Annotated in this window: 21 protein-coding genes; 15 read left to right on the top strand and 6 right to left on the bottom strand. The window is 67.9% G+C overall.

What is annotated here, in order from left to right; genetic code table 11:
• Window positions 1-20 precede the first annotated feature (20 nt).
• Window positions 21-623, bottom strand: coding sequence for a DUF1415 domain-containing protein (locus tag AACH00_RS04120; protein ID WP_341397738.1), 603 nt, complete (start codon window positions 621-623; stop codon window positions 21-23).
• Between the two features lie 171 nt (window positions 624-794).
• Between AACH00_RS04120 and AACH00_RS04115 the strand changes: the two genes are divergently transcribed.
• From AACH00_RS04115 to AACH00_RS04100, 4 genes are all read left to right on the top strand, one after another.
• A complete protein-coding gene (locus tag AACH00_RS04115; RefSeq protein WP_423221894.1) occupies window positions 795-1235 on the top strand; it encodes a YbaK/EbsC family protein in 441 nt (146 codons plus the stop codon).
• Window positions 1232-1480: a DUF1289 domain-containing protein gene (locus tag AACH00_RS04110; RefSeq protein ID WP_341397734.1), complete on the top strand. Its 249-nt coding sequence runs from the start codon at window positions 1232-1234 to the stop codon at window positions 1478-1480. The genes AACH00_RS04115 and AACH00_RS04110 overlap by 4 nt, the downstream gene beginning before the upstream one ends.
• Before the next feature lie 136 nt (window positions 1481-1616).
• Window positions 1617-3380 carry an MFS transporter gene (locus AACH00_RS04105; protein WP_341397732.1) on the top strand — a complete coding sequence of 588 codons (1764 nt, stop codon included), beginning with the start codon at window positions 1617-1619 and terminating at the stop codon, window positions 3378-3380.
• 162 nt (window positions 3381-3542) lie between these two features.
• Window positions 3543-3746, top strand: coding sequence for a hypothetical protein (locus AACH00_RS04100; protein ID WP_341397731.1), 204 nt, complete (start codon window positions 3543-3545; stop codon window positions 3744-3746).
• Here AACH00_RS04100 and AACH00_RS04095 read toward each other — a convergent pair.
• Together AACH00_RS04095 and AACH00_RS04090 are read right to left on the bottom strand one after the other, a co-directional pair.
• Complete coding sequence (locus tag AACH00_RS04095) at window positions 3735-4844, bottom strand: NAD(P)/FAD-dependent oxidoreductase (RefSeq protein WP_341397730.1); 1110 nt, start codon at window positions 4842-4844, stop codon at window positions 3735-3737. The two genes, AACH00_RS04100 and AACH00_RS04095, sit on opposite strands and share 12 nt — an antisense overlap.
• Before the next feature lie 4 nt (window positions 4845-4848).
• Window positions 4849-5925: a substrate-binding domain-containing protein gene (locus AACH00_RS04090; protein ID WP_341397729.1), complete on the bottom strand. Its 1077-nt coding sequence runs from the start codon at window positions 5923-5925 to the stop codon at window positions 4849-4851.
• Window positions 5926-6085: 160 nt separating this feature from the next.
• Here AACH00_RS04090 and AACH00_RS04085 point away from each other — a divergent pair, with 160 nt between their 5' ends.
• The 8 genes from AACH00_RS04085 to fghA all read left to right on the top strand — a co-directional run bounded on the left by AACH00_RS04085 (window position 6086) and on the right by fghA (window position 16237).
• Window positions 6086-7768 carry an OFA family MFS transporter gene (locus AACH00_RS04085; protein ID WP_341397727.1) on the top strand — a complete coding sequence of 561 codons (1683 nt, stop codon included), beginning with the start codon at window positions 6086-6088 and terminating at the stop codon, window positions 7766-7768.
• Window positions 7769-7992: 224 nt separating this feature from the next.
• Window positions 7993-8499, top strand: a complete 507-nt coding sequence (locus AACH00_RS04080) for a formate dehydrogenase subunit gamma (RefSeq protein ID WP_423221893.1) — start codon at window positions 7993-7995, stop codon at window positions 8497-8499.
• Complete coding sequence (locus tag AACH00_RS04075) at window positions 8496-10076, top strand: formate dehydrogenase beta subunit (RefSeq protein WP_341397725.1); 1581 nt, start codon at window positions 8496-8498, stop codon at window positions 10074-10076. Before AACH00_RS04080 ends, AACH00_RS04075 begins: the two co-directional genes overlap by 4 nt.
• An 11-nt stretch (window positions 10077-10087) precedes the next feature.
• Window positions 10088-13000, top strand: a complete 2913-nt coding sequence (gene fdhF / locus AACH00_RS04070; protein ID WP_341397724.1) for a formate dehydrogenase subunit alpha — start codon at window positions 10088-10090, stop codon at window positions 12998-13000.
• The gene (gene fdhD, locus AACH00_RS04065) at window positions 12997-13896 is read left to right on the top strand and encodes a formate dehydrogenase accessory sulfurtransferase FdhD (protein ID WP_423221890.1); all 900 of its coding nucleotides are present in this window, start codon (window positions 12997-12999) and stop codon (window positions 13894-13896) included. The genes fdhF and fdhD overlap by 4 nt, the downstream gene beginning before the upstream one ends.
• Window positions 13897-13908: 12 nt before the next feature.
• Window positions 13909-14154: a formate dehydrogenase subunit delta gene (locus tag AACH00_RS04060; RefSeq protein ID WP_341397723.1), complete on the top strand. Its 246-nt coding sequence runs from the start codon at window positions 13909-13911 to the stop codon at window positions 14152-14154.
• Between the two features lie 93 nt (window positions 14155-14247).
• Entirely contained in the window at window positions 14248-15354 is a 1107-nt protein-coding gene (locus tag AACH00_RS04055) for an S-(hydroxymethyl)glutathione dehydrogenase/class III alcohol dehydrogenase (protein WP_341397849.1), read from the top strand.
• Between the two features lie 10 nt (window positions 15355-15364).
• Window positions 15365-16237 carry an S-formylglutathione hydrolase gene (gene fghA / locus AACH00_RS04050; protein WP_341397721.1) on the top strand — a complete coding sequence of 291 codons (873 nt, stop codon included), beginning with the start codon at window positions 15365-15367 and terminating at the stop codon, window positions 16235-16237.
• 7 nt (window positions 16238-16244) lie between these two features.
• Here the strand turns inward: fghA and AACH00_RS04045 are convergent, their stop codons facing one another.
• Window positions 16245-16454, bottom strand: coding sequence for a hypothetical protein (locus tag AACH00_RS04045; protein WP_341397720.1), 210 nt, complete (start codon window positions 16452-16454; stop codon window positions 16245-16247).
• Window positions 16455-16544: 90 nt separating this feature from the next.
• A complete protein-coding gene (locus AACH00_RS04040) occupies window positions 16545-17870 on the bottom strand; it encodes a DEAD/DEAH box helicase (RefSeq protein WP_341397719.1) in 1326 nt (441 codons plus the stop codon).
• A 203-nt stretch (window positions 17871-18073) separates the two neighbouring features.
• Between AACH00_RS04040 and AACH00_RS04035 the strand changes: the two genes are divergently transcribed.
• From AACH00_RS04035 to AACH00_RS04025, 3 genes are all read left to right on the top strand, one after another.
• Window positions 18074-19447, top strand: a complete 1374-nt coding sequence (locus AACH00_RS04035; protein ID WP_341397717.1) for an NnrS family protein — start codon at window positions 18074-18076, stop codon at window positions 19445-19447.
• Window positions 19448-19510: 63 nt separating this feature from the next.
• Entirely contained in the window at window positions 19511-20278 is a 768-nt protein-coding gene (locus tag AACH00_RS04030; protein ID WP_341397716.1) for an SDR family oxidoreductase, read from the top strand.
• A gap of 353 nt (window positions 20279-20631) precedes the next feature.
• Window positions 20632-21453, top strand: coding sequence for a nuclear transport factor 2 family protein (locus AACH00_RS04025; protein WP_341397714.1), 822 nt, complete (start codon window positions 20632-20634; stop codon window positions 21451-21453).
• 19 nt (window positions 21454-21472) lie between these two features.
• On the opposite strand, the gene AACH00_RS04020 is transcribed toward AACH00_RS04025, so the two are convergent.
• The gene (locus AACH00_RS04020; protein WP_341397712.1) at window positions 21473-21760 is read right to left on the bottom strand and encodes a YciI family protein; all 288 of its coding nucleotides are present in this window, start codon (window positions 21758-21760) and stop codon (window positions 21473-21475) included.
• Window positions 21761-21869: the final 109 nt, after the last annotated feature.

The raw sequence follows: 21869 nt of genomic DNA, 5'->3' as shown, positions 1-21869 counted from the left end.
CCCACTCGGCGGGGTGTGGCTCAGCCCTTGATGCCGGGCACCCGTGCGGCGCCGGCAAACAGCGCGCGCCAGCCTGATTCGCCCAGCTGGTCGAGCGTCTCGATGTTGCGCTCGTAAATCGCCTCGGCCTCCGGGAAGGCCTCCACCGCACGGTCGATGCTCTCTTCGCGCAGCAGGTGCAGTGTCGGCCACGGCGCCCGGTTGGTGAAGTTGCTGATGTCGTCCGGCCGCGTGCCTTCGAACTGGAACTCCGGGTGGAACTCGGCGATCTGCAGGATGCCGTCGAGCTCCAGCGCTTCCAGCAGCGCGTCGGCCTGCTCCAGGAAATCATTGAAGTCGAGGAAGTCGGCCAGCACCTGCGGATGCATCAGCAGCGTGGTGTCGGTCTTCTCCGGCGACACCTCGGCCAGATGCTCCAGCTCTTGCCGCAGTTGCTCCAGCAGCTCGTCAGTGGTGGTGGCCTCGCTCACCACGTAACGCACCTGCTCCTTCACGTACACCGCCTTGGCGAACGGGCACAGGTTCAGGCCGATGACGGCTTTTTCCAGCCAGTCGCGCATCTCTGCGATCACGGTGGCGTTGTCGGGACGGGCGTCTGGGGAGGAGGCGGGCAGGGTGCTCATGGCCTGCATTGTCCCTGCTGGCAGCTGCCCCGGCCTCGCTGCGCGGCAGAGCGGCCGCCTGGCATTGGCGACAATGCGCGCTGTTGATGTTGACGCGGCCCCGCGCCGCCCCTGCCCGTGAGCTCTGAATCTGATTCCGCCCTGCATGAAGGCTTTGTCCAGGTCAGCCAGGTGCTGGCCGAGTTGAACCACCCGCATGTGCCGCAGTGGCTGTCGGTGCCCGCCCGCACTTGTCAGGAAGCCGCTGAAGCGCTGGGCCTGCAGACGGGCCAGATCGCCAAGAGCGTGATCTTCCGGCGCCGCGCTGACGAGGTGGCCGTGCTGGTGGTCGCCTCGGGCGACAAGCGGGTCGATGAGAGGAAGGTGGCGGCGCTGGTCGGCCCCATCGGCCGCGCGGATGCCGACTTCGTCAAGTCGCGCACCGGGTTTTCGATTGGCGGCGTCTCGCCCGTCGGCCACCTGACGCGCCCCGTCACCCTGATCGACCGCGAGCTGTTCCGCTTCGATGAGGTGTGGGCCGCAGCGGGCCATCCGCACGGCGTATTTCGCCTGGCCCCGGCAGACCTGGAGCGGCTGACAGGCGCGCCGGTGGTGGACGTGGTGCAGGCATGAGCGACAACAACAACGTGAACAGCGCTCCTGGCGGCAACGCCGTGCCCTCACCGTGCATCGGCATCTGCCGCATGGTGGCCGCCACGGGCCTGTGCGAAGGCTGCCACCGCACGATCGACGAGATTGCCGCTTGGTCGCGCCTAGACGACGGGGCGAAGTGGGACATCTGCGAAAAGATCGCTGAACGTGCCCCAGCAAGCTTGTCAGGAATTTCCCGAACAAAGGGTCCTGATCCCACATCCTGAAATGAATCGTCAGGGTTGCGCCTGAATTTGTCAGTTTCCGTTCAGCGCCGCGTCAGAAGACGGTCAGAGGGCGCTTCGATAGTCGCGACATGCGCAGCCGTTGGGGCGGCGCACCGAAGATCAACGGAGACAAATCATGGCAACTGCAGTGGCATCCACCGCGCCAATGACGGCAGAGGAAAAGAAGGTCATCTTCGCCTCGTCGCTGGGCACGGTGTTCGAGTGGTACGACTTCTACCTGTACGGTTCCTTGGCGGCCATCATCGCCAAGCAGTTCTTCGCAGGCCTGGACCCGAACTCGGCGTTCATCTTCGCGCTGCTGGCTTTTGCCGCCGGCTTCATCGTGCGTCCGTTCGGTGCGCTGGTCTTCGGTCGCCTCGGCGACATGATCGGCCGCAAGTACACCTTCCTGGTCACGATCCTGATCATGGGCCTGTCGACGTTCATCGTCGGTGTGCTGCCGAACTATGCGTCGATCGGCGTGGCCGCTCCGGTCATCCTGATCGGCCTGCGCCTGCTGCAGGGCCTGGCCCTGGGCGGCGAGTACGGTGGCGCTGCCACCTACGTGGCTGAACACGCACCGCACGGCAAGCGCGGCGCCTACACGGCGTGGATCCAGACCACCGCCACGCTGGGCCTGTTCCTGTCGCTGATGGTCATCCTGGGCACCCGCACCGCGATCGGCGAAGACGAATTCGCTGCCTGGGGCTGGCGTGTGCCGTTCATCGTGTCGATCCTGCTGCTGGCCATCTCGGTCTGGATCCGTCTGTCGATGAACGAATCGCCTGCCTTCAAGAAGATGAAGGCCGAGGGCAAGACCTCCAAGGCACCGCTGACCGAATCCTTCGGCCAGTGGAAGAACCTGAAGATCGTCATCCTGGCACTGGTGGGCCTGACCGCCGGCCAGGCCGTCGTCTGGTACACGGGCCAGTTCTACGCCCTGTTCTTCCTGACGCAGGCGCTGAAGGTTGACGGTGCCACCGCCAACATCCTGGTGGCCATCTCGCTGCTGATCGGCACGCCGTTCTTCATCGTGTTCGGCTCGCTGTCGGACAAGATCGGCCGCAAGCCCATCATCATGGCCGGCTGCCTGATCGCCTGCCTGACCTACTTCCCGGTCTTCAAGATGCTGACGGAAGCCGCCAACCCTGACCTGGCCAAGGCGCAAGCTTCTGCCAAGGTGGTGGTCACGGCGGATCCGGCCGAGTGCTCGTTCCAGTTCAACCCGACCGGCACCAAGAAGTTCACCTCCTCGTGCGACATCGCCAAGCAGAAGCTGGCAGCCGCTTCGGTGAGCTATGACAACGTCGATCTGCCCGGCAAGCCGGCCACCATCAAGGTGGGTGAGGTCGAGATCTCGATGGCCGTGACGCCGGAAGATATCGCGACCGCCAAGGGCGCTGCCGAGAAGAAGCTGGCTGACCTGACCGCCGCTCCGACGCCGGATGCCAAGGCTGTGGCTGCTGCCACCGCCAGCGTGAAGGCCCTGAGCGACGAGAAGACCGCCAAGGACGCCGTGCTGACCGGCAAGCTGAAGGCCGCCCTGAAGGCCGCCGGCTACCCGGACAAGGCTGACCCGGCCAAGCTGGACAAGGTCAAGATCGTGCTGATCCTGTCCTTCCTGGTGCTGCTGGTGACCATGGTCTACGGCCCGATCGCCGCGATGCTGGTGGAAATGTTCCCGACCCGCATCCGCTACACCTCGATGAGCCTGCCGTACCACATCGGCAACGGCTGGTTCGGCGGCCTGCTGCCAACCACCGCCTTCGCCATCGTGGCGCAGACCGGCAACATGTACAACGGCCTCTGGTACCCGATCATCATCGCCGGCGCGACCTTCGTCATCGGCATGCTGTTCGTCAAGGAAACCAAGGACGTCGACATCTACGCAGGCGACTGATCCTGCCACTGCCCGGGCGGCTGATGCTGCCCCGGCGGGTGTTCGACAAGGCGGCTTCGGTCGCCTTGTTCTTTTTGTGAGACGGTAGCTTGTTGCCAGAGGGCCGATGCCCGGCACCTGGCACAGCCACCGACATACCTTTACCTTCTGGAGATCTTGATCATGTGGAAACTGGCTTTGGGTTTTGCGGTGTTCGCCGGCGTGGCGCTGTGGGTCATCAGCAAGGGCGGCGACAGCCTGGACATGGGCGGCGAAAAGCACGGCGCTGATGCCGTGCACGCGCCGGATGCGCCGGCTTCGGCCGCCGTCGTTGTACCTGTGGCACCTGCGGCGTCGGCCGCAGCTTCGGCCGCTTCAGCCGGCTGACAAGGCCAGCATCACCTCGTCAGCAATGGCGAGGCTGGCGGTCAACCCCGGCGATTCAATGCCGAACAGGTTGACCAGCCCGGGCAGGCCATGCAGCGCCGGCCCGTCAATGCGGAAATCAGCGGCCGGCTCACCCGGGCCGCTGATTTTCGGCCGCACGCCCGCATAACCGGGCAACAGCGCATCGGCCGGCAGGCCTGGCCAGTAGTGGCGAATCTCTGTCTCGAAGCCCGCGCCATCGGCCGCGTCCACGCGGTAATCCACCTCATCCACCCAGCGGAAGCTCGGGCCGAAACGCGCCTGCCCGCCCAGGTCGAGCGTCAGGTGCACACCCAGGTGGCTGCTTTCGCCCGGCACCGGGTAGATCAGCCGTGAAAACGGCGCGCGCCCGGTCAAGCTGAAGTACGCGCCCTGCGCATAGTGCGGCGTGGGCACGTACGAACTGGCCAAGCCCTCAAACCGTGTGGCCAGAGTGCAGGCATTCAGGCCGGCGGCATTCACCACCTGGCGGGCGCGCAGCCGGCTGGGGGTGGCGCTGCCCACCTCAAGCTCCCAGTGGCCCTGGTGCCAGCGCGCGCGCTGCAGTGGCGACAGCACGGCCAGCATCGCGCCGGCGTCTTCGGCATCACCCAGCAAGGCCAGCATCAGGCCGTGGCTGTCGATGATGCCGGTGGACGGTGACAGCAGCGCCGCTTCGCAGGCCAGCGCGGGCTCGAGTGCACGCGCCTCTGCGCCGCTCAGCAGCGTCAGGTCATCCACGCCGTTGGCGCAGGCCTGGGCCAGCACTTGGTCGAGCCGCGCCACATCGTGTGCATCGGTGGCCACGATCAGCTTGCCGCACAGGCGGTGGGCCACGCCATGGCTTTGCGCATAGGCCAACAGTTGTCTTCTTCCCTGCACGCACAGGCGGGCACGCAGCGAGCCGGTGGGGTAGTAGATGCCGGCATGCAGCACCTCGCTGTTGCGGGCGCTGGTGGCGGTGCCAAAGGCGTTCTCCGCTTCCAGAATGACCACGTCATGGCCGGCCCGGGCCAGTGCGCGTGCGCAGGCCAGGCCCACCACGCCGGCGCCGATCACCACGGTGTCGATATCGTCCATCAGCTCACTCCGCGCTGGTCATGAAGGCCTGCGCCAGTGGCGTCACGCGGCCGGCATCTGTGGTCTGGTAGCCGGGCAGGGCATGGATGGCGTCGCGCAGCTCGGGCTGCTGCAGGGCCGCGAGCAGCGCCTGCATCGGTGCCTGCGCCAGTGTGTCGGCATGGGTCAGCAGGAAGTAGCGCTCATGGGCCAGTGGCAGGAAATCCAGCTTGAACTGGCGCGCCGGGGTTTCCAGGCCGAAGCCCACGTCGGCCATGCCACTGGCCACGTAGGCAGCCACGGCGGCGTGGGTGAACTCGCCTTGCTCGAAGCCCGGGATCAGGTCGTGAGCCAGGCCTTGGGCCTGCAGCAGCTGCTCGATCAGGAAGCGCGTGCCGGAGCCCGCCTGGCGATTGATGAAGCGCACATCGCTGCGCAGCAGGTCGCGCAGCTCATAAATCTTGCAGGGGTTGCCCGGTGCCACCATCAGGCCCTGACGGCGGGTGGCGATGTCCACCACCACCACGTCGCGGTCTTGCAGCCAGGTCTGGTAGTGCGCCAGCACGCCGGCCTGCAGCGGGCCGATCGGCAGGTGCAGGCCGGCGGCGTCGCAGGCCCCGTCGCGCAGCGCGGCCACGGCCTCGATGCTGCTGCCGTACTTGCGCTCCACCGCCATGCCGCCGGCCACGAGCTGGTCGAGCAGGTGGGCGATGGCGTAGCCGTGGCTCGCCTGCACGCGCAGCGCGATGGGCTCACCCACGACGGCGCGGTGGATCTCGACGGCCAGCTCTGACGCCAATGAATCCAGCACCGGCTTGAGCCGGGCGCTGATGCGGTGGTCAGCCCAGACCAGTTTTTCGCCCAGCGCCGACAGCGTCGAGCCCTTGCCGCGGGCCATGTGCAGCAGGGCCGCGTTGAAGTGCGCTTCGCCCTGGCGAACCAGGTCCCAGGCATGGCGGTACGACAGGCCCAGGTGCTGGCAGGCCGCCAGCAGGCTGCCGTGCGCCTGCACCTGCACGAGCAATTCAAGCAGGCGCGGCGGCAGGGCGTTGCCGTCGGTGTCGAGCAGCGTCCAGACGGGTTTGATGGAGATGCGTTTCATGTCGTTTTCCCCAAGGGAAAGCGCAGTGTTGTGTGGAGAGCCACCTGCAAAGCCTTGCATATTGCGGCGGGCCCGCGTTGCAGCGAGCATGCGATCCGCTCACTGTATGTGCGCGAGCTGGCCACAAGCCAGCCTTCATACCAAATCTTGAGGAGTTTGAATGTCCACTGCCCAGGCCAACGGCGCGCTGTCAGGCGCTACCGCCGAGACAGGCTTTCTATCGAAGGAGCGCATCATCGCCGCCCCCGGCTTCAACCGCTGGCTGGTGCCACCGGCTGCGCTGGCGATTCACCTGTGCATCGGCATGGCCTACGGTTTTTCCGTGTTCTGGCTGCCGCTGTCCAAGGCCCTGGGCATCAAGGAGTCGATCAAGTGCGGCCCGGAAGTCGGATTGCTGCAGGAACTTTTTGTCACCACCTGTGACTGGAAGATCTCGACGCTGCAGTGGATGTACACGCTGTTCTTCGTGCTGCTCGGCAGCTCGGCCGCCATCTGGGGCGGCTGGCTGGAACGTGCCGGCCCGCGCAAGGCCGGTGTGGTCAGCGCGGTGTGCTGGTGTGGCGGCATGCTGATCTCGGCGGTCGGCGTGGCGCAGCATCAGTTCTGGATGATGCTGCTGGGCTCTGGCGTGATCGGTGGCATCGGGCTGGGCCTGGGCTACATCTCGCCGGTCAGCACGCTGATCAAGTGGTTCCCGGACAAGCGGGGCATGGCCACCGGCATGGCCATCATGGGCTTCGGCGGCGGCGCGATGATCGGCTCGCCGATGGCCGCCGAGCTGATGAAGCACTTCGCCACCCCGACCGATGTGGGTGTGGCCTCCACCTTCGTCGTGATGGCGCTGGTGTACTTCGTCTTCATGATGGGTGGCGCGCTGGCCTACCGCGTGCCGGCCACCGGCTGGAAGCCTGAAGGCTGGACCCCGCCGGCCGTGCAGGCGTCCAACGCCATGATCACCCAGGGCCATGTGCATGTGCGCAAGGTGTGGGGCATTCCGCAGTTCTGGCTGGTGTGGGTGGTGCTGTGCATGAACGTGTCCGCCGGCATCGGCGTGATCGGCATGGCGAGCCCGATGCTGCAGGAAATCTTCGGCGGCAGCCTGATCGGCCTGAGCGGCGAAGGTGCGCGTTTCGGTGCGCTCGACAAGACCCAGCTCACGGCCATCGCCGGTGTGGCGGCAGGTTTCACCGCACTGCTGAGCCTGTTCAACATCGGTGGCCGTTTCTTCTGGGCCAGCCTGTCTGACAAGCTCGGCCGCAAGCTGACCTACGCGATCTTCTTCGTGCTGGGTGGCGTGATGTACGCCAGCATGCCGGCCAGCGCTGCAGCGGGCAACCAGCTGCTGTTCGTCGGTGCGGCTTGCGTCATCCTGAGCATGTATGGCGGCGGTTTTGCCACCGTGCCGGCTTACCTGGCTGACCTGTTCGGCACGCAGATGGTGGGCGCCATCCACGGTCGCCTGCTGACCGCCTGGGCCACGGCCGGCGTGCTCGGCCCGGTGGTGGTGGGCTACATGCGTGACTACCAGCTGGGCTTGGGCATTCCGCGTGAGCAGGTCTACAACCAGACCATGTACATCCTGGTGGGCATGCTGGTGATCGGCCTGATCGCCAACCTGATGATCCGTCCGGTGGCCGCCAGGCACTTCATGAGCGCGTCCGAGCTGGCCGAGGAAAAGCGCCTGGCACATGAGCGCGCAGCGGCGGCTGAAGTGGGTGCGGGTGCGGGCGGTGGCTCAGCCACGCCGGCTTTGCTGGTGGTGCTGGGCTGGCTGGCCGTGGGCCTGCCGATGGCCTGGGGCGTTTACCGCACCGGCCTGAGCGTGGCCAAGTTCTTCCACTGAGCCTGACTCGGTGTGACTGAAAGCGGAAGGGGCCTTCGACGCACGTTCGAAGGCCCCTTTTTTCCGCCGAAGCCTACGGGTAAACCTTTTATGCGGCGCAGGGCACATGCGCAGCGCCAACCGGCGCATATTGTGGACGGCCAAGCGCTTGCCTACAGTCGCGGACGCTTGCCCTGCCTGTGCCCGGGCCTTCTGTGTCCGTCGCATTGAAACGAAAGCTGATGATGTCTCTGCCAACCCCCGTGACACCGCCCTCGTGCGGCCTGCCTGAGCTGCCGGCCCTGATGGCCACGCTGCTGGCGCGGCATGCGCAGCGCCCCGGCGCCTTGCTGCCGCTGCTGCATGACGTGCAGGACGCGCTCGGCTACGTGCCCGCCGACAGCGTGCCGCTGATCTCCGAAGGGCTGGGCCTGTCGCGCGCCGAAGTGCATGGCGTCATCAGTTATTACCACTTCTTCCGCAGCACCCCGCCGGGTCGACAGGTGGTCCAGGTGTGCCGCGCAGAGGCCTGCCAGGCCTGCGGCTCGGAGGCCTTGATGGCTCAGGCCGAGCGGCTGCTGGGCTGCGCGCCACACGCCACCCGCGCTGACGGCGCCGTGTCGCTGGAGCCGGTGTACTGCCTGGGCTTGTGCGCCTCGTCGCCAGCCATCCAGATCAATGACCGGGTGCATGCGCGGGTCACACCCGAGCGACTGGCTCGCCTGGTGAGCGACATGGCGGTGCAGCCATGAGCGCCGTGACGCTCTACCTGCCGCGCGACTCCGCGGCCCTGGCCGCAGGCGCCGACGACGTCGCGCTGGAATTGCTGGCGCAATGCAGCCAGCGCGGACTGGCCATCAAGCTGGTGCGCAACAGCTCACGTGGAATGTTCTGGCTGGAGCCGCTGCTGGAGGTGGCCACGCCCGAGGGCCGCATCGCCTACGGGCCGCTCACCCCCGAGGACGTGCCGGGCTTGCTGGACGCCGGCGTGCTGCAGGGCGCGGCGCACGCCTTGCGGCTGGGCGTGACCGAGCAGATCCCTTTCCTCGCGCTGCAGGAGCGCCTGACCTTCCGTCGCATGGGCGTGACCGATCCCCTCTCGCTGGCAGATTACGAAGCCCATGAAGGCTGGGCCGGCCTGCGCCGCGCGCTGACCCTGTCGGCCACCGAGCTGCTGGCGGAAGTGACGCACTCGGGCCTGCGCGGCCGGGGCGGTGCGGCCTTCCCGGCCGGCATCAAATGGCAGACCGTGGCGGGCGCGATGGCGCCGCAGAAGGTTGTGGTCTGCAATGCCGACGAAGGCGACTCCGGCACCTACTCGGACCGCATGACCATGGAGGGGGATCCCTTCATGCTGATCGAAGGCATGTTGATTGCCGCGCTGGCCGTGGGCGCCACGCAAGGCTATGTCTACATCCGCAGCGAGTACCCGCACGCGGTGGCCACGATGACCCAGGCCATCGTGCTGGCCCGCGAGGCCGGCTTTCTCGGTGCCAACGTGCTGGGCAGTGGCCGCAGCTTCGAGCTGGAAGTGCGCAAGGCCGCAGGCGCCTATGTGTGCGGTGAAGAAACCGCGATGCTTGAAAGCATCGAGGGCAAGCGCGGCATCGTGCGCGCCAAGCCGCCGCTGCCAGCCATTGAGGGCCTGTTCGGCTTGCCCACCGTCATCAACAACGTCATCACCCTGGCCACCGTGCCCATCATCCTGGCGCGCGGGGCGCAGGCCTACCGCGACTACGGCGTCGGCCGTTCGCACGGCACGCTGCCGTTCCAGCTGGCCGGCAACATCCGTCAGGGCGGCCTGGTGGAAAAGGCCTTCGGTCTGACGCTGCGCGAGCTGATCTACGGTTTTGGCGGCGGCACCCGCAGTGGCCGGCCGGTGAAGGCGGTGCAGGTGGGTGGGCCGCTGGGCGCCTACATCCCTGAATCGCAGTGGGACGTGCCGCTCGACTACGAAGCCTACGCCGCGATGGGCGCGGTGGTGGGCCACGGCGGCATCGTGGTGCATGACGACACGGCCAACATGGCCGGCCTGGCCCGCTACGCGATGGAGTTCTGCGCGCTGGAGAGCTGTGGCAAGTGCACACCCTGCCGCATCGGCTCCACCCGCGGCGTGGAGGTGATCGACCGCATCGCCCATGGCCCCAACAAGGCGCAGCAGGTGCACTTGCTGCGCGACCTGTGCGACACGATGATGCACGGCAGCCTGTGCGCGATGGGCGGCATGACGCCCTATCCGGTGCTGTCGGCGCTGACTCACTATCCCGAAGATTTCGGCCTGCCCACCAACTCACCCACCACCTCCACCGCCCCGGCGGCGACCGCCTGAGGAGACCCGCCATGTTGGACCACCTGAAGCAGGACATTGATTTCGGCACCCCGGCCCGTGAGGCCGCCGAGACCGTCACCCTGAAGATCGACGGCTACCCGGTGACGGTGCCCAAGGGCACGTCGCTGATGCGTGCCGCCGTGGATGCGGGCATCCGCGTGCCCAAGCTGTGCGCCACCGACAGCCTGGAGCCCTTTGGCTCCTGCCGGCTGTGCCTGGTGGAGATCGACGGCCGCAAGGGCTTTCCGGCCAGCTGCACCACCCCGGCCGACAACGGCATGGTGGTGCACACCCAGACGCCGCGCCTGCAGGAGCTGCGCAAGGGCGTGATGGAGCTCTACATCTCTGACCACCCGCTCGACTGCCTGACCTGCAGCGCCAACGGCAACTGCGAGCTGCAGGACATGGCCGGCGTGACCGGCCTGCGCAATGTGCGCTACGGCGTGGCCGGCAAGGAAGTTGATGGTGTCTCGGGCGCCCACCACTGCGATGCGGAGAAGGACGAGTCCAACCCGTACTTCACCTACGACGCATCGAAGTGCATCGTCTGCAACCGCTGTGTGCGGGCCTGCGAAGAAACGCAGGGCACCTTCGCGCTCACCATCTCGGGCCGCGGTTTCGAGAGCCGGGTGTCGCCGGGCCAAAGCCAGTCGTTCATGGACAGCGAGTGCGTGAGCTGCGGCGCCTGCGTCGAGGCCTGCCCCACCGCCACGCTGCAGGAGAAGAGCGTGATCGAGCTCGGCCAGCCCGAGCACAGCGTCATCACCACCTGCGCCTACTGCGGCGTGGGCTGCGGCTTCAAGGCCGAGATGAAGGGCAACACGGTGGTGCGCATGGTGCCGTGGAAGGACGGCAAGGCCAACGAGGGCCACAGCTGTGTCAAGGGCCGCTTCGCCTGGGGCTATGCCACCCACGCTGACCGCATCACCACGCCGATGATCCGCGAGCGCATCACCGACCCTTGGCGCGAGGTGAGCTGGGACGAGGCCATCGGCTTTGCGGCCGGCCGCTTCAAGGCCATCCAGGCGCAGTACGGCAAGGATTCGGTGGGCGGCATTACCTCCAGCCGCTGCACCAACGAAGAGGTGTACCTGGTCCAGAAGCTGATCCGCGCCGCCTTCAACACCAACAACGTCGACACCTGCGCCCGCGTCTGCCACAGCCCCACCGGCTACGGCATGGGCCAGACCTTCGGCACCTCGGCCGGCACACAAACCTTCAAGAGCGTCGAGCAGGCCGATGTGATCGTCGTCATCGGCGCCAACCCGACCGATGCCCACCCGGTGTTCGCCTCCCGCATGAAGCGTCGCCTGCGCAGCGACGGCAGCGTGGCCGGCAAGGCGCGGCTGGTGGTGGTCGATCCTCGTCGCATCGACCTGGTGAAGTCGCCGCATGTGCGCGCCGATCACCACCTGGCACTCAAGCCCGGCACCAACGTGGCCGTGATCACCGCCATGGCCCATGTGGTGGTGACCGAAGGCCTGGTGAACGAGGCCTATGTGGCCGAGCGTTGCGAGACCAAGAGCTTCAATGACTGGCGCGCTTTTGTGTCCCGGCCGGAGAACTCGCCCGAGGCCTTCGAGGCCGTGACCGGCGTGCCAGCGGCCGAGGTGCGTGCCGCTGCGCGGCTGTACGCCGCCGGCCCGAACTCGGCCATCTACTACGGCCTGGGCGTGACCGAGCATGCGCAGGGCTCCACCATGGTGATGGGCATTGCCAATCTGGCGATGGCCTGCGGCATGGTCGGCCGCGAAGGCGTGGGCGTGAACCCGCTGCGCGGCCAGAACAATGTGCAGGGCAGCTGTGACATGGGAAGCTTCCCGCACGAGCTGCCGGGCTATCGCCACATCAGCGACAGCACCGTGCGTGGCCAGTTCGAAGCCGCCTGGGGCGTGACGCTCAGCCCCGAGCCCGGCCTGCGCATTCCCAACATGTTCGAGGCCGCCCTCGACGGCAGCTTCCGCGGCTTGTATTGCCAGGGCGAAGACATCGTCCAGAGTGACCCCAACACCCAGCATGTGGCGGCGGCGCTCGAGAAGATGGACTGCATCGTGGTGCAAGACATCTTCCTGAACGAAACCGCGAAGTACGCGCATGTCTTCCTGCCGGGCTCGTCGTTCCTGGAGAAGGACGGCACCTTCACCAATGCCGAGCGCCGCATCAGCCGCGTGCGTCAGGTGATGCCGCCGATGTCGGGCCTGGGCGACTGGGAAGTGACTGCGCGCCTCAGCACCGCGCTGGGCTACCCCATGCACTACGAGCACCCCGAGCAGATCATGCAGGAGATCGCCGCCCTCACGCCGAGCTTTGCCGGTGTGAACTACGCCAAGATCGAGCGCCTGGGCAGCGTGCAATGGCCCTGCAACAGCAACACCGACGAAGCCGGCACGGCCATCATGCACCGCGAGCAGTTCGTGCGCGGCAAGGGCAAGTTCTTCGTCACGCAGTATGTGGCGAGCGATGAAAAGGTGACCCGCCGCTTCCCGCTGCTGCTCACCACCGGCCGCATCCTGAGCCAGTACAACGTGGGCGCGCAAACCCGCCGCACGCCCAACAACCAGTGGCATGACGAAGACCTGCTCGAGCTGCATCCGCATGACGCGGAAGAACGCGGCGTGAAGGACGGCGACTGGGTCGGCATTCAAAGCCGGGCCGGCGAGACGGTGCTGCGCGCGCGGGTCAGCGAGCGCATGCAGCCGGGCGTGGTCTACACCACCTTCCACTTCCCCGAGAGCGGGGCCAACGTCATCACCACCGACTCGTCCGACTGGGCCACCAATTGCCCGGAGTACAAGGTGACGGCGGTGCAGGTCATGCCGGTCAGCCAGCCCAGCAGTTGGCAGCAGGGCTACGCCGACTTCAACCGCCAGCAGCTCGACCTGCTGGCCCAGGCCACCTACCCGGTGGAAGCGGGCGGCCGGTGAGCGAGCTGGGCGACCCGCCGCTGCCGCCGGGCGTTCGCCAGGCGGTGGTGAGCCATGTGCGCGGCGGGCGCGCTGCGGCGGCCCGGGACTGGCTGGCTGAAGAGGTGCCGGTGGCCTTGGTGCTCAACGGCATTTCGCATGCGGTGATGATGGCCACGCCGGACAACCTGGAAGCGTTCGCGCTGGGCTTCGGCCTGACCGAAGGCTTGCTGGCGCGGCCCGCCGAGTTGTATGGCGTGGAGGTGCAGACCGTGCCCGCCGGCATCGAGTTGCACATGACCGTGGCTTCGGCCTGCGCGCACCGGCTGGCTGAGCGGCGCCGCACCCTGGCGGGCCGCACCGGTTGCGGCTTGTGCGGCACCGACAGCCTGGCCCAGGTTCGCCGGGCCTTGCCGGCTGTAGTGCCGCAGCAGGTGTTGCCCGAAGCACTGGCGCGCGCGCAGCAAGGCCTGCGTGCCTGGCAGGCCCTGCAGCAACTCACCGGCGCCACGCATGCCGCCGCCTGGTGCTCTCCAGCCGGTGAGGTGCTGTGCGTGCGCGAAGACGTGGGGCGCCACAACGCGCTCGACAAGCTCATCGGCGCCCTGGTACAGCAGGGCGTGTGTACGCCCGTCGAGGGCGGTCTGGCGGCAGCGCCGGGCTTTGCCTGCATCACCAGCCGCGCCAGCTTCGAGATGGTGCAGAAGGCGGCCATGGCCGGCATCGGCGTGCTGGCGGCTGTGTCGGCCCCCACCGCGCTGGCGGTGGATGTGGCGCTGGAAGCCGGCGTGCTGCTGGCCGGTTTCGTGCGCGGCGACGACCTGGTGGCCTACACCTATCCTGAGCGCCTGGGCTTGGCCGCCCAGGCCACTGCGGCAGCACCGGCGCCTGCCGCTCCCACGGCCTTGAACACCTGACCCGAGAACCCCATGGACATTGCCAACCTGGTTCACATGGCCAACCGCATCGGCCAATTCTTTGAAGCCATGCCCGACCGCGCCGAGGCGCTGGACGGCATCGCCAACCACATCCGCAAGTTCTGGGAGCCGCGCATGCGGCGCGGTCTGGCCAACGCGCTGGCGGCCCCCGAAACCCATGAGCTGCTGCCCATCGTGCGCGAGGCCCTGGCGGCCCGGCCCGATGTGCTGGTGGTGGCTGAGGTCGTGAATCCCTGAACCATCGGCGGGCAAGCCCCGCCTCGCACGCTGCGCCATCGATATTGCATATAGTGCAGCGATTGAACGATTTACCCACTGGAGAACACCGTGATCAAGACTCGCGCAGCCGTGGCCTGGAAGGCCGGCGCCCCACTCACCATCGAAGAAGTTGAACTCGCGGGCCCGCGCGACGGCGAGGTGCTGGTCGAGGTCAAGGCCACCGGCATCTGCCACACCGACTACTACACCCTCAGCGGTGCGGACCCCGAAGGCATCTTCCCGGCCATCCTCGGCCATGAAGGCGCCGGTGTGGTGCTGGAAGTGGGCAAGGGCGTGACCTGGCTGAAGCCGGGCGACCACGTCATTCCGCTCTACACGCCCGAATGCCGCCAGTGCAAGTTCTGCCTGTCGAAGAAGACCAACCTGTGCCAGGCCATCCGCAGCACGCAGGGCAAGGGCCTGATGCCGGACGGCTCCAGCCGCTTCTCTCTTAATGGCGAGCCGATCTTCCATTACATGGGCACCAGCACCTTCGCCAACCACATCGTGGTGCCGGGCATCGCGCTGGCCAAGATCCGCCCGGACGCACCGTTCGACAAGGTCTGCTACATCGGCTGCGGCGTCACCACAGGGGTGGGGGCCGTGCTGTTCTCGGCCAAGGTCGAGGCGGGTGCGAACGTGGTCGTGTTCGGCCTCGGCGGCATCGGCCTGAACGTGATCCAGGCCGCGAAGATGGTGGGCGCCGACAAGATCATCGGCGTCGACATCAACCCGGGCCGTGAAGCCATGGCACGCCGTTTCGGCATGACCCACTTCATCAACCCGAAGGACGTGCCGAACACGGTCGATGCGATCGTGCAGCTGACCGATGGCGGCGCCGACTACAGCTTCGAGTGCATCGGCAACACCAAGGTCATGCGCGACGCGCTGGAGTGCACCCACAAGGGCTGGGGCCGCAGCATCATCATCGGCGTGGCGGAAGCCGGCGCCGAGATCAGCACGCGGCCGTTCCAGCTGGTCACCGGCCGCAAGTGGGAAGGCTCGGCCTTCGGTGGCGCACGCGGCCGCACCGACGTGCCGAAGATCGTCGACTGGTACATGGACGGCAAGCTCAACATCGATGACCTGATCACCCACAAGCTCAAGCTGGAGCAGATCAACGAAGGCTTCGATCTGATGAAGCGCGGCGAGTCGATCCGCGCGGTCGTCGAGTTCTGAGCGCCCCCGCATGAGCAGCATCACCCTGGCCGGTCTGGCCCTGCAGTCGCAGCACGCCAGCTTCGGTGGCGAACAGCGCTTTTATCAACACGCGTCGGCAGAGATCGGCTTGCCGATGCGCTTCGCGCTGTACCTGCCGCCGCAGGCGCTGGCCGGTGCCCGGGTGCCGCTGCTCACCTTTCTGGCAGGGCTGACCTGCACGGAAGAAACCTTCGCGATGAAGGCCGGCGCCCAGCGTCTGGCCGCCGAGCTGGGCCTGGCGCTGCTGATGCCCGACACCAGCCCGCGTGGTGCCGGTGTGCCGGGTGAGGCGGACGCCTGGGACTTCGGCCTGGCGGCAGGCTTCTACCTGGATGCCACGCAAGCGCCGTGGGCGCCGCACTGGCGCATGGAAAGCTACCTGCTGAACGAGTTGCTGCCGGGCGTGTGCGCCACCTTCCCGGTGGACGCCCAGCGGCTGGGCCTGTCTGGCCATTCGATGGGCGGGCATGGGGCGTTGACGCTGGCGCTGCGCCACCCCGGCCGCTTCGCGAGTTTGTCAGCGCTGGCGCCGATCTGTGCGCCCACGCAGTGCCCCTGGGGCCACAAGGCGCTGGGCGGTTATCTGGGCGACGACCGCAGCACCTGGGCCGCGCATGACGCCACCGCCTTGATGGCCGCGCAAACCGCAGCGCCCTACCCGGCGGGTGTGCTGATCGACCAGGGCCTGGCCGACAAATTCCTGGTGGAGCAACTCAAGCCCGAGTTGCTGGAGGCCGCCTGCGCACAGGTCGGGCAGCCACTGACGCTGCGCCGCCATGCCGGGTATGACCACGGCTATTACTTCATCGCCAGCGTCATTGACGACCACCTGCGCCACCACGCGGCGCAATTGCGCGCCTGAGGCGGCTTCAGGGTTCGGCGTGTTCGAAGCAGGGTGGCTGCTGCAGGTCAGCATCCACGTTCATCAGCATGCTGGCCAGCGAGAGCGCGCGCCACAGCGGCTCGGGCATCGCCATGATGGCTTCGGGGGTGCGTGCCTGACGCGTCCAGGCGCCGATCTCTGCATGCTGCTCGGGGGTGAGCAGGCTGCGGCTCAGCATTTCGTCCAAGGTCAACATCGCCCGGCCTTTCTCTGGTCTGTCTGGATCATCGCATGCCGCCTGGCGGGTGCTGCTGGCAGCAACGCGGGTCGGCGGCGGCCGGGAAGTTCAGCGTGGTTTGCGCGCAGCGCGGTCGCTGGCGGCATCGGCCGCAGCGGCACGCAGCTTGTCCTTCTTGCTCGGGCGCTTGCCCTTGACGCCACCGTTCGGGTCAAGGCCCGTGCCGGCGCCGGCGGGTGTGGTGCTGGCGTTGTCGTCAGCGCCTGCTGACTCGTCGGCCACGGCAGCCTGCACAGCAGTCGGCTCGAAGCCCGCCACCACCTCGCGCGGCACCCGCTGCCCCTGGCGCTTTTCAATCAGCCGGAAATGCGCTTCCGAGTCGGTGGTGATGAAGCTGATGGCCAGGCCCTTGCCACCGGCGCGGCCCGTGCGGCCGATGCGGTGGATGTGGTCTTCGGCGGCGCGCGGCAGGTCGTAATTCACCACCACCGGCAGCGCATCAATGTGCAGGCCGCGGGCCGCCATGTCGGTGGCCACCAGCACCTGCAGCTCGCCGGCCTTGAACGCGTCCAGCGTGGCCGTGCGCGCGCCCTGGCTCATCTCGCCATGGAAATAACCGGCGCGAATGCCGACGCGGCCGAGTTTGTCAGCCACCAGCTCGGTGGCGTACTTGGTGGCCACGAACACCAGCGCGCGGTCGTCCGGGCTGGCCAGCACCAGGTGCTTCAGCAGGCTGGTGCGGCGCTCGGCGTCCACCGTGATGGCGCGTTGTTCGATGTCAGGCAGAGCGGCCACCAGCTCGGCGATGCGCACCTCTTGCGGCTCCACCAGCAACTGTGCGGCCAGGGCCTTCACGGCCGGCGGGAAGGTGGCCGAGCAGAACACCGTCTGGCGCTGCGCCGGCAGCAGTGCCAGCACTTCGCTCAATTCTTCGTTGAAGCCCAGGTCGAGCAGGCGGTCGGCTTCGTCAAGCACCAGCGTCTCCACCTGGCCGAGCTTCAGTGCGTTGTTCCGCACCAGATCCAGCAGTCGGCCGGGCGTGGCCACGACGATGTCGGCGCCACCGCGCAGGCCCATCATCTGCGGGTTGATGGACACGCCGCCAAACACCACCGCAATCTTCGCGAGGCCCGGCATCCGGCTGGACACATCCCGCAGCACCTGGCCCACCTGAAGAGCCAGCTCACGCGTGGGCACCAGCACCAGGCCACGCACTGGCTTCGGCGCCTGCGGGGCACCGTTCAGCCATTGCTGCAGCAAGGGCAGCGCAAAGGCGGCCGTCTTGCCGGAGCCTGTGCGCGCCTGCACCAGCAGGTCACGGCCTGCCAGCATCGGCCCGATGGCCGCGGCCTGCACCGGCGTGGGTTGCACGAACCCCAGCTCTTCGACCGCGCGCTGCAGAACGGGCAACAGGCCCAGGGAGGAAAACGGCATGGCGGGTGTCCGGGAAAGGCAAAACAAGGGGCGGGGTGGCCGGGGAGTGTAGACGGCGTCGCCCGGCGGGCTGTTGAATAAGTCCGCAAAGCCGTGTGCGCAAGCGCCCGTACCGTGGTCGGGATTGAACCTTTTTTGCTGCGCTGCAGCGAAAATAGGGTTTTCCCGCGGTTCTGGCCGCGATCCACTCGCCTGGAGCCCTGATGATCCCGTCCCAGCCTCAGCCCGCCGGCCTGCCTTCCGGCACCATCGGTGGCCGCCGTGCCCGCTCCGGTGCCCAGGGGTGGCAGTTTCGTCGCCTGCTGGCCGCGCCCGCGCGTCTGACGATGGCCGCCGCCACCCTGCTGCTGGCGGTGCTGGCCGTGTGGTGGGGACTGGCCTTGCTGGCGCAGGCCTACAGCCTGGCGCTGCCCTGGGCGGTGGAACCGGCTGCTGCGCACGCGCTGGCTGGCACGTTCGGGGCGCTGCCCCTGTTTCTGGCGGGCGTGGCGTTCAGCGTGGTGCCGCGCTGGCTCGCGGTGCCCGCCGTGTCCGCGCGCTCACTCTTGTTGCCGGTGCTGGCCCTGCTGGCTGGCTGGGCACTGGCGCTGGTCGGCTTTCATGTCCACCGCGCGCTGGCGGCAGCGGGCCTGTGTGTCGTGGCCCTGGGCCTGGCCTTGCTGGCTGGCCGGCAGGCCGTGCTGCTGCTGGAGAGCCGCCAGCCTGACCGCGACCACGCCCGCCTGCTGTTGCTGGGCCAGGGCGTGATGGCCGTGAGCCTGTGGGCGGCGGCCATCTTCCTGGCGCTCGGCCACGACACCTTGGTGCGCGCCTGTGCCCCCGTGGCGCTGTGGGCGGGCCTGGGACTGGCCATGGTGGCGGTGCTGCACCGCAGCCTGCCGGCTTTCAGCGGCTTGCTGCTGCCGGCGATGGGCGTGTGGCGTTCGCGCATGCTGCTGGGCGTGCTGGCCGCGCTGGTGGCGTGGCAGGCGCCGTTCGCAGCGGCCCAGGTGCTGGGTGGCGGGGCGCTGGCGGGCGGCGCAGCCGTGCTGGCCGCGGGGCCGTCGCTGGCCGGGGGCTTGCTGCTGATGTGGTTGTCCTTGCGCTGGGGCCTGCGGGTGAGCCTGCGCCGCAGCGCGCCGGGCGTCGATGCCGAAGGCCGTGCCGTGACGGTGCCGCGCAGCGCATTGCGTCTGCTGGCGATGCTGCACGTCGCGCTGTTCTGGCTGGCGGTCGCGTTCACGCTCAACGGCGTGTCACTGACGCTGATGGCACTCACCGGCGGTCAGATGTCGCTGGGCCTCGCGCCGGTGCATGCCTACACGCTGGGCTTTCTGGGGGCGGGCGCCCTCGCGCTGGCGTCGCAGCAGGCGCTGCAGCTGTCGGGCCGGGCCTTGCGGGCGGATGCCTGGCTGTGGGTGCTGTGCGGCGTGGTGCAGGTGGGGGTGTCGTGCCAGGTGCTGGCGGGCTTGTTCCCGGCTGCAGCCACGCCCCTGACGCTGCTCGCGGCGCAGTTCTTCGTGGTGGCGGCCCTGACCTGGGGTGTGCGCCATGGCCCGTGGATGGGGCGCCTGCGCGTCGACGGCGGCGCCGGCTGAGGCTGGCAACCGAGCATGGCAGACTCACCGGCTGTTGATCCACTTCTTCAGCCGGTGCCTGCCATGTCCCTCGCGTCTTCTTCCCGCTCCCGCATCGCCCTGGTCACCGGGGCGGGCAGTGGCATCGGTCTGTCGTGTGCCCGCGCCCTGCTGGCGGACGGCTGGACCGTGGTGTTCGCCGGTCGCCGTCTGGCCACGCTGCAGGCGGCCATCGCCGCGTCTGAACATCCGGCCAAGGCCGAGGCCTGCGTGTGCGACGTCACTGACGAAGCTTCGGTGCAGGCGCTGTTCGACGGCATCCAGGCCCGCCATGGCCGGCTTGATCTGCTGTTCAACAACGCTGGCGTGTTCACCGCGGGTGTGCCCATCGACGAGTTGCCGCTGGCCGACTGGCGCGCGGCCGTGGACACCAACCTCACCGGCGCCTTCCTGTGCCTGCGCGCCGCGTTCCGCCTGATGAAGGCGCAGGTGCCGCGGGGCGGGCGCATCGTCAACAACGGCTCGATCGCGGCCCATGTGCCCCGGCCGAATGCCGTGTCCTACACCGCCACCAAACACGCCATGACCGGCCTGACCCGCTCGGCTGCGCTGGACGGGCGTGACTTCGACATCGCCGTCGGCCAGATCGACATCGGCAACGCCGCCACCGACATGACCACCGCCATGGCCGCCGGCATGCGCCAGGCCGATGGCTCGGTGAAGGCCGAGGCGCGCATGGACGTGAAGCATGTGGCGGACACCCTGGTGCATGTGGCCAACATGCCGCTCAACGCCAACGTGCTATTCATGACCGTGATGGCCACCGGCATGCCGTATGTGGGGCGGGGCTGAGGCCGCGTCCTCCACAGCGCATCCACAGGCCATCCACACCTGATCCACAACTCACGCACAACCTGAAAGCACCCTGGCCACAGGTTTTGAACAAGGTGGAAACAGGTTTTCAACAGGGTTGTGAACAGACTTGCCAACAGGGCTGTCCACATGACGATCCACAGGCGCGCCCACAGCCTTGTCCACCGGGGCGAGTGCGCTCATGCTTGTCCCCGCCAGAGGGGAGCAACCATGTGGAAAAGCCGTGTGGCGATCTGCCAAGTGCTTGATCTTCAAAGTGTTTTCTTCCGCTGCCTCCAGATGAGGCAGTCACCCCGGAATGGGCGTCTGCGGGCGCCAGCAGAGGCTGTCTGATGATCCAACTTCAAGGCATAGACCACATCTACCTCAGCGTCAGCGAGCTGTCGCGCTCGGAGGCGTTTTACGACCTGCTGCTTGGCGAGGTGCTGGGCCACCGCAAGAACCGGTTTGCGCTGAACGGCGAGCCGCATGTGCATTACTTCAATGCGCATTTCGGCCTGGTGCTGCGGCCCGCCCGGGTGCAGCAGGCGCACCAGCCCTATGCCCCGGGCCTGCACCATCTGTGTCTGCGGGTGGATCATGCGAGCGAGGTGCGGGCCGTGGCGCAGGCCCTGCAGCAGCGCGGCGTGGCCTGCACGCCCGCCACGCGGATGCCCGATTACGCGCCCGATTACGTGGCGACCTACCTCGACGACCCCGACGGCATTCGCCTGGAGGTGACCAACCTGCGGGGCGAGCGGCGCGAGCGCCACGACACCTGGCTGGCCGAAGGCCCCGACAGCCCGGTGGCCGTGGTGCAGCGGCAGCTCGATGCCTACAACGCCCGCGACCTGCCCGCCTGGCTGGTCACCTACGCCCCCGACGCCAGCCAGTACGCCTTCCCGGCGACCTTGCTGGCGCAGGGCCACGCGCAGATCAGCGAGCGCATGGCGCCCCGCTTTGCCGACCCGCTGCTGCATGCGCGGCTGCTCAGCCGCACCGTGCGGGGAGATCTGGTGATCGACGACGAGTCGGTGGCCCGCCCGTTCGACGACGGCCCCGGCTGGGTGGCGCTGCAGGCCATCTACCAGGTGCAGGGCGGGCTGATCCGCAATGCGGTGTTCAACTTCGGGGCGCGCTTGCCCGCTGAGCGGGGCGACAGCCTCACGGCCTGAGCCTCCGGCCCGGCCGGGTTCAACCCTTCAGCGCTTCCAGCCCCGCGCCCACCTGGGCCACGTCGAACTCGATCACCTCGAACGCGGCCACACCTGCGGTGGCGTACGGGTCGCGGACGATGAAGTCGTCGACGGCGGCGCGGCTGGGTGCCCGCAGCATCACCAGCCCGCCGTCGCGGGTGGCCTTGCGCCCGGTCAGCACGATGCTGGCAGCCTCGGGCGCCTCACGCAGGTAGGCGCGGTGGGCTTCGAGCACGGCCTCCACTTCAGGCAGCGGGCGGATGTAGGTCAGCAGGATCAGGTACATGGCGCGCAAGTTTAGGCCGTTGCACGGGCGCATCTGGGTGAATCCCCTCGGTGCCTCGGCCATCGGGGTGGTCTCACAACACCCTCGAACGCCCCTAACATGCCACCAC

It is taken from the genome of Ideonella margarita (assembly GCF_038066635.1).
Taxonomy (GTDB): domain Bacteria; phylum Pseudomonadota; class Gammaproteobacteria; order Burkholderiales; family Burkholderiaceae_C; genus Ideonella; species Ideonella margarita.
The sequence above is the reverse complement of the archived record's forward strand: the minus strand, read 5'-3'. Positions and strand labels throughout refer to the sequence as shown.

Coding starts and splice junctions, on each gene's coding strand:
- AACH00_RS04025 (WP_341397714.1), top strand. CDS start 20,632: ATGATCCAACTTCAAGGCATAGACCACATCTACCTCAGCGTCAGCGAG.
- fdhF (WP_341397724.1), top strand. CDS start 10,088: ATGTTGGACCACCTGAAGCAGGACATTGATTTCGGCACCCCGGCCCGT.
- AACH00_RS04080 (WP_423221893.1), top strand. CDS start 7,993: ATGTCTCTGCCAACCCCCGTGACACCGCCCTCGTGCGGCCTGCCTGAG.
- AACH00_RS04105 (WP_341397732.1), top strand. CDS start 1,617: ATGGCAACTGCAGTGGCATCCACCGCGCCAATGACGGCAGAGGAAAAG.
- AACH00_RS04060 (WP_341397723.1), top strand. CDS start 13,909: ATGGACATTGCCAACCTGGTTCACATGGCCAACCGCATCGGCCAATTC.
- AACH00_RS04020 (WP_341397712.1), bottom strand. CDS start 21,760: ATGTACCTGATCCTGCTGACCTACATCCGCCCGCTGCCTGAAGTGGAG.
- AACH00_RS04120 (WP_341397738.1), bottom strand. CDS start 623: ATGAGCACCCTGCCCGCCTCCTCCCCAGACGCCCGTCCCGACAACGCC.
- AACH00_RS04030 (WP_341397716.1), top strand. CDS start 19,511: ATGTCCCTCGCGTCTTCTTCCCGCTCCCGCATCGCCCTGGTCACCGGG.
- AACH00_RS04100 (WP_341397731.1), top strand. CDS start 3,543: ATGTGGAAACTGGCTTTGGGTTTTGCGGTGTTCGCCGGCGTGGCGCTG.
- AACH00_RS04095 (WP_341397730.1), bottom strand. CDS start 4,844: ATGGACGATATCGACACCGTGGTGATCGGCGCCGGCGTGGTGGGCCTG.
- AACH00_RS04075 (WP_341397725.1), top strand. CDS start 8,496: ATGAGCGCCGTGACGCTCTACCTGCCGCGCGACTCCGCGGCCCTGGCC.
- fghA (WP_341397721.1), top strand. CDS start 15,365: ATGAGCAGCATCACCCTGGCCGGTCTGGCCCTGCAGTCGCAGCACGCC.
- AACH00_RS04085 (WP_341397727.1), top strand. CDS start 6,086: ATGTCCACTGCCCAGGCCAACGGCGCGCTGTCAGGCGCTACCGCCGAG.
- AACH00_RS04090 (WP_341397729.1), bottom strand. CDS start 5,925: ATGAAACGCATCTCCATCAAACCCGTCTGGACGCTGCTCGACACCGAC.
- AACH00_RS04110 (WP_341397734.1), top strand. CDS start 1,232: ATGAGCGACAACAACAACGTGAACAGCGCTCCTGGCGGCAACGCCGTG.
- AACH00_RS04040 (WP_341397719.1), bottom strand. CDS start 17,870: ATGCCGTTTTCCTCCCTGGGCCTGTTGCCCGTTCTGCAGCGCGCGGTC.
- AACH00_RS04045 (WP_341397720.1), bottom strand. CDS start 16,454: ATGTTGACCTTGGACGAAATGCTGAGCCGCAGCCTGCTCACCCCCGAG.
- AACH00_RS04035 (WP_341397717.1), top strand. CDS start 18,074: ATGATCCCGTCCCAGCCTCAGCCCGCCGGCCTGCCTTCCGGCACCATC.